The sequence below is a fragment of the Actinospica acidithermotolerans genome (assembly GCF_018139625.1).
Classification (GTDB): Bacteria; Actinomycetota; Actinomycetes; order Streptomycetales; family Catenulisporaceae; genus Actinospica; species Actinospica acidithermotolerans.
The window spans coordinates 1-5,191 of sequence record NZ_JAGSOH010000219.1 but is presented as its reverse complement, the minus strand read 5'-3'; the positions used below and the strand labels follow the sequence as shown (position 1 = coordinate 5,191).

3 protein-coding genes and 1 pseudogene are annotated in these 5,191 nt (G+C 72.3%); 2 read left to right on the top strand and 2 right to left on the bottom strand.

Features of this window, described 5'->3' with window-relative positions; translation table 11 throughout:
* Positions 1-71 precede the first annotated feature (71 nt).
* A complete protein-coding gene (locus tag KDK95_RS33930; protein WP_212522465.1) occupies positions 72-2,201 on the bottom strand; it encodes a prolyl oligopeptidase family serine peptidase in 2,130 nt (709 codons plus the stop codon).
* A 206-nt stretch (positions 2,202-2,407) separates the two neighbouring features.
* The gene (locus KDK95_RS33925) at positions 2,408-3,826 is read right to left on the bottom strand and encodes an alkaline phosphatase family protein (RefSeq protein ID WP_212522464.1); all 1,419 of its coding nucleotides are present in this window, start codon (positions 3,824-3,826) and stop codon (positions 2,408-2,410) included.
* Positions 3,827-4,088: 262 nt separating this feature from the next.
* On the opposite strand from KDK95_RS33925, the gene KDK95_RS33920 reads away from it, so the two are divergent.
* Together KDK95_RS33920 and KDK95_RS33915 are read left to right on the top strand one after the other, a co-directional pair.
* Entirely contained in the window at positions 4,089-4,835 is a 747-nt protein-coding gene (locus KDK95_RS33920; RefSeq protein ID WP_212522463.1) for a bestrophin-like domain, read from the top strand.
* A gap of 1 nt (position 4,836) precedes the next feature.
* Positions 4,837-5,191 (top strand): annotated as a pseudogene (locus tag KDK95_RS33915) (hypothetical protein); the annotation flags it as partial.

The following is a 5,191-nucleotide window of genomic DNA, read 5'->3' as shown; positions in this document are numbered from 1 at the left end:
CGTTCGGGTACACCGCCCATCTCATACGAACAAGTGTGCACTAGCCCACCGACAGAGATCGGCAGGAGAACCTACTTCCGCGGCGCGCCGTCCAGCCCCAGTTGCCTCGCGAAGAAGGACAGCTCGTCGGCCCAGAGGGTGAGGGAGCGGGAGATGGAGCGGGTGCTGTGGCCGACGTTGTGTTCGCGGCGGAGCATGACGGGGCGGTTCGGGATGGGGGCGCTGGTGGCGTGTTGGAGGGCGGCGGCCAGCTTGCGGGCGTGGAGGGTGTCCACGCGGGTGTCGCCTTCGAAGACGGTGAACAGGGTCGCGGGGTAGGCGGTCGCGTCGTGCACGTGGTGGTAGGGGGAGTAGGCGAGTAGCCATTCGAACTCCTCGTGCACCTCGGCGGAGCCGTATTCGACGTTCCAGAGGGCGCCGAGGCCGAAGAGTTCGTAGCGCAGCATGTCGAGGAGCGGGGCGGAGCAGACCACTGCGGCGTACGCGTCGGGGCGCTGGGTGAGGGCGGCGCCGACGAGGAGGCCGCCGTTGGAGCCGCCGAAGATGCCGAGCCGGTCGCGGGTGGTCCAGCCTTCGGCGATGAGGTGGTCGGCGGCGGCGTGGAAGTCGTCGAAGACGTTCTGCTTGTCCGCCAGGCGTCCGGCGCGGTGCCATTCCTCGCCTTCCTCGTTGCCGCCGCGCAGGTTGGCGACGGCGAACACGCCGCCCGCCTCGACCCAGGCCAGGCGGAGGGCGGAGAAGTCGGGGACGAGGGTGATGTCGAAGCCGCCGTAGCCGTAGAGGATCGTCGGGCGCGGGCGGTCCGGGGCGGCCGCGGGCGCGAGGATCGTCATCGGGATCTTCGTGCCGTCCCTGGACGGGTACAGGACGCGGCGCACGTGCACGGTGCCGAGCTCGATCGTGCCCGGCGTGTCGGCCCAGATCCCGACCTCGCGGGTGCGCGCGTCGAAGGCGAGGACCCGCGGCGGGGTGACGTGGTCGACGTAGCGGAACCAGGCGCGCGGGCCGCCGTCGGGATGCTCGTGCACGCCGGAGATGGTGCCGGCGCCCGGGGTGGCGACCTCGGCGAGCAGTTCGCCGAGCGCGAGGTCGTACAGGCGCAGGCTGCTGACGCCGTGCCAGGAGGTGAGGGCGAGCACGACCGGGCCGGTGTCCGCGTCGAGGATGGCGTAGTCCTCGAGGACGGCGGCCGGGTTCTGCGGCAGCACGTCGCGCCACTGCCCGTAGGCGAGGGCGCCGGGCTCGGCGACGCACAGCCGCAGATTGGGGGCGTCGCGGTCGGTGCGCAGGTAGAAGCGGCCGTCGCGGCCGAAGTGGACGGTGGTCTGCGCGTCGACGCCCTCCTGCACGGCGATCCACGCGGGCTCGGATGCGCCGGTGGCGGCGATCTCGGCGATGTGCAGGTCGTTGCTGACGGAGGTGCCGCGGCCGGTGGTCACCGCGAGCCAGCGGCCGTCGTGCGAGACGGTGACGCCGTAGTGGTTGGTCTTGTCCAGGCCCTCGCCGAACACGAGGACGTCCTGCGCCGGGTCCGTGCCGACGCGGTGCAGGTAGACGCGCCGGTGGTACTGGGATTCACCTTCGGGCACCAGGTGCGGGGCGAGCCGGCGCGTGTAGTAGAACGCTTGCCCGCCCGGGAGCCAGGCGACCTGCGCGTAGCGGACGCGGTCGATCGGTCCGTCCACGAGCTTGCCGGTGGCCACGTCGATCACCCGCAGCAGCGCCTCCTCGGTGCCGCCCTCCGAGGTGAGGTACGCCAGCAGCGCGCCGTCGCGGGACGGGAACCACAGGTCGAGGGTGGTCGCGCCGGACGGGTCGATCGCGCCGGGGTCGATGAGGGCGCGCTCGACGCCGTCCTGACCGGCCGTCAGCAGCACCGGGTGCTCCTGGCCCGGTTCGCGGCGGGTGAAGAAGAACCGCTCCCCGCGCCAGACCGGGGCCGTGACCGCGCCCGCGTCGGCGAGCTCGGCCACCCGGCTGCGGAACGCCTCGCGCTGGATCCCGCCGTCCGGAGCCGCCTCCTGGAACGCGGCGTAGAGCGCGTCCTGCGCGGCCGACCACGCGCTCGTCGCGGGCGACGCCGGGTCCTCGAGCCAGCGGTACGGGTCGGGCACCCGGTGCCCGTGCAGCTCCTCGACCAGGTCGAGCCGTTCGGCCCGCGGGTAGGCGGGCGGCGGGAAGGCGGAATCAGATCTCGACATGCCGCGATCGTAATCCGCGCGTCAACCCGCGGCACCGTACCGGGATGGCCGGGAGGGAGGGGGATCCCGCCGGCCGGGGGCCCGGCCGGTGCACGTCGAGCCGGGGGAGCTGCGCCGGGCGCCCGGGGAAGCGGCGCCGCCGACAGACCGCCAGAGCGTCGGCAGAGGGCTTGTCGGTCGGTCCGTCCGTCGGATCAGTCGGATCGTCAGACGGTCGGCTTCCAGCCGACCTGCTGGCGCGGCGGAATCTGGTCGGCGCCGGGCAGCGTGGGCGCCGGGTTGGCGGCCACCTCCTGCTCGGCCTCGGCCAGCAGGGCGGCGGTGTCGGGCAGGGCCGGGAAGCGCAGGTCCCGCGCGCCGAAGCGGAACGCGGAGGTGAAGTCGCCGAAGGTGCGCCTGCGCCAGCCGCTGATGTTGGGCTCTGCGACGCCGGTGAACCGCTCGAGGAAGCGCAGCGTCGAGGTGTGGTCGAACCGCTCGGTGCACACCCAGCCGCCGGCCGTCCACGGGCTGACGACGATCGTCGGGACGCGGAAGCCCGCGCCGATCGGCAGGCCGCCGACGAACTCGTCCGCGGTGCCCGCGCGCGGGGTGGGCGGGGGCACGTGGTCGAACAGGCCGTCGTTCTCGTCGTAGGTGAGGATGAGCACGGTCTTCGCCCAGACCTTCGGGTTCGCCGCGATCGCCTCGATCTTGCCCGCGACGAAGTCGGCGCCGGCCGCGGGCATGTAGTCGGGGTGCTCGGACTGGGTGGAGGTCGGGATGATCCAGGAGACCTGCGGCAGGTTGTCGCTGCGGGCGTCGTCCTCGAACGCGCCGGCGGCCTGGCGGGCCATGCCGTTGTCGTAGAGCGGGTTCCCGGGCCGCGCGTTCTGGAACCGCGCGAAGTTCTCCAGCAGGTTGCAGTTGTAGTTGTCCTCCTCCTGGTAGACCTTCCAGGAGATCCCGGCCGCCTGCAGCCGCTCGGCGTAGGTGGTCCAGGTGTAGGCGCCGTTCGGATACGAGTTCGAGGTGACCGGGCCGCCGTGCAGGCCGCCGGGGTCGATCGTGCCGGTCATCCAGTAGAGGCGGTTCGGCCAGGTCGGGCCGAGGACCGAGCAGAACGAGTTGTCGCACACGGTGAACGCGTCGGCGAGAGCGAACTGGAACGGGATGTCCTCGCGCTCGTAGTAGCCCATCACGTACGGGCCGTTGACGCCGTCGGCGGCGCGGTGCGTGGGCAGCCACCGGTCCATGGCGCCGTCGTTCCACGCCTGGTGCTGCACGGCCCACGCGTGGCTGGTGGACGGGATCGCCTGGGCGCTGGTGGTCTTGGTGTCCAGGTGGAACGGCAGCGTGTAGCCGTCCGGGTTCTCCGCGTCGGGCTGGTAGAACACGGAGTCGCCGTTGGACAGGCGCAGCGCGTCCGGGTCGGCGAAGCCGCGGACGCCGGGCATGGTGCCGAAGTAGTGGTCGAAGGACCGGTTCTCCTGCATCAGCAGGACGACGTGCTCGACGGCGCCGAAGCCGCCGGCCGGGCGCGCGTCGGCGAGCGCCGTGCGGACGGAGCCCGGCAGCAGGCCGAGCCCGGCGGCGCCGGCGGCGGTGCCGAGCACCCGCCGCCTGGTGTAGCGGTTCTCGGGCATGGCGGGCAACCCCTCTCCCAGGAGGCGGGCACTCCTGGAGCTAGTCTCCGACCCTGCTTCCGCAGAGCTGACGACGCATCACTGTGGGACGAACGGACCGCCGCCCAAGCGTGTACGGATGCGTATCCGGCGCGCGTATCGCGGGCGCGACTCCATGATTGCCGGTAAATCCCTCGATTCGGTGGATTCCACGCGAGCACGGCGGGGAGATCCGCATTCGAAGATCCGGGCCGATCGGGACCCGGTAGGAGGGGATAGCTTCGTGGGAATCGCGCTGCTCGTCGTCCTCGTCCTGGCCGCCCTCGCGACGCTGCTGGTCGTCGAGAGAGCCAGGAAGGAGCACAGGCCCGAGCGGAAAGACGCGCCGGCACTCGATTACGTCAACACATTCATCTCGACGCTGTACATGGTCCTGCTGGCGCTGGTGGTCGTGGTCCAGTGGCAGAACGTGGACCAGATCAACTCCGATCTGCGCACCGAGTCCACGACGCTCACCGCGCTCGTGCAGACCGCGCAGCGGATGCCCGCCGCCGAGGGCGCGGTCGTGCGCCGGTCCGCGATCGACTACGCCGACGCCGTCCTCGCGCACGAATGGCCGCCGCCCTCGGACGCGGCCGAGGACGCGGCGGCGCGGGCGATCGACACCGGACAGGCCGCGGTCACCCACCCGGTCGCGGCCGGTGACTCGCTCGGCACCATCGAGGACCAGGCGATCGGCGAGTACCAGGCGCTCGCCGCGGCGCGCGACGACCGGCTGGCCGCCTCGAACTCGGAGACCTCCCCGATCCTGATCGTCGCGCTCGGGATCCTCAGCCTCATCACGATCCTGACGCCGCTCGCGCTCGGCCTGCGCGCCGACGCGCTCGCCTTCACCGGGCTGGCCGTGACCACGCTGCTGGTGTGCCTGTCGTTCTGGTTCGTGCTCGACCTCGACTCGCTCTACCACGGGCTGATCCACACGGACGCGACGCCGCTGCACCAGTTCCTGGACGCGCCGGGGTCCGACTGAGATGCCGCACCGCCACCACGCGCCGCGCCGGGCGCTCGCGGCCGCCGGGCTGTGCGCGGCGCTCCTCGCGATCCCGGCCGGCGCCGCCGAAGCCGCCGCGGAAGCCGCGACCGCCACCGCGACCTCGCAGGGCTCGACTGCGCAGAACCCGACCTCGCAGGATTCGGGTTCGCAGGGTCCGGGTTCGGAGACTTCAAGCACGCGGTCGGTGCTCTCGGTCACCGACTGCGGCGACGGGCTGACCGTCACCGTCGGGGGATCCTCGCTCGTGAACGTCAACGTGCCCGGCGACGACTGCGCGGGCTCCCCGGCCCCGAGCCCGAGCCCGTCGCCCTATCCGATCTGCACCCTGCCCC

What these genes read in the sequence shown, in the direction of transcription:
- KDK95_RS33930 (WP_212522465.1), bottom strand. Translation starts at nt 2,201, where the DNA reads ATGTCGAGATCTGATTCCGCCTTCCCGCCGCCCGCCTACCCGCGGGCC.
- KDK95_RS33925 (WP_212522464.1), bottom strand. Translation starts at nt 3,826, where the DNA reads ATGCCCGAGAACCGCTACACCAGGCGGCGGGTGCTCGGCACCGCCGCC.